Consider the following 1,038-nt stretch of genomic DNA (forward strand, 5'->3'; position numbering starts at 1 on the left):
TTTGAACCGCCCCGGTATTGTCGGAGACTCAACATTCTGAGAGAATACGACAATGAAAAGACAAACCTACACTCCTGAGATTAAAGAACGCGCCGTTCGCATGCTCATTGAAGCGGCAGGCGACTACCCCTCTACCTGGTCAGCGATTCAAGCCATTGCCCCTAAGATTGGCTGCACGCCTGAAACCCTGCGCTCATGGCATAAAAAGCACATCGATCAAACCATTCCTGCCTCAGTGCAAGCTCAAAGCCAAGATCAACGTATTAAAGATCTTGAACGTGAATGCAGAGAACTCAAACAGGCCAATGAGATCATACGTAAGGCAGCGGCTTTTTTCGCCCAGGCGGAGCTCGACCGTCTACCGAAATAATGGTCACATTTATCGATGATCACAAGCAGAAATACGGGATCGAGCCAATCTGTAGAGTACTACCGATTGCCCCATCAACCTACTACCGTACTAAAGACTTGGAGAGTTACCCTGAAAAGCGCTCGTTGCGTCAGCAGCATGACGACTATTATATCAACGAGATTAAACGCATCTGGCAGGACAGTAAATGCCGTTACGGTGTTCGTAAAGTCTGGCAGCAGATGAAGGCAGATGGTATTCATGTGGCTCGTTGTACGGTAGAGCGTTTAATGAAGCAGTATGGTATGCAAGGCATCTGGCGCGGTAAGGGCAAGATCACCACCAATAGCCGTGATGACCAAAAATGCGCTGATGACCTGATTAATCGTAATTTTAATGCCCATCGTCCTAATCAGCTATGGGTAGCTGACTTCACCTATATAAAAACAACTAGCGGCTGGGTATATACCGCTTTTATTATTGACGTGTTTGCCCGTAGCATTGTCGGTTGGAAAGTATCTAATCGCATGAACACGGATATGGTTATGGCTGCGCTAAATCAGGCGATAGCAGACAGGAACAACCCTAAGGATGTCATTCATCACAGTGATCGAGGGGTTCAGTACTTATCCATTCGCTATACTGACAAAATGTGTGACTCTGGTATCATCGCTTCTGTCGGCACGACT

Annotated in this window: 1 pseudogene and 1 other annotated feature; the pseudogene reads left to right on the forward strand. The window is 47.0% G+C overall.

Annotation, left to right across the window (positions count from 1 at the left end):
* Nucleotides 1-52: 52 nt before the first annotated feature.
* Nucleotides 53-1,038, forward strand: a pseudogene (locus ACT3RN_RS15795) (IS3 family transposase); the annotation flags it as partial.
* Nucleotides 328-444 (forward strand) — a sequence feature (AL1L pseudoknot). (Overlaps the previous pseudogene by 117 nt.)

Origin of the sequence: Psychrobacter sp. AOP5-GZ1-6, assembly GCF_052376345.1 — a bacterium.
Taxonomy (GTDB): Bacteria; Pseudomonadota; Gammaproteobacteria; order Pseudomonadales; family Moraxellaceae; genus Psychrobacter.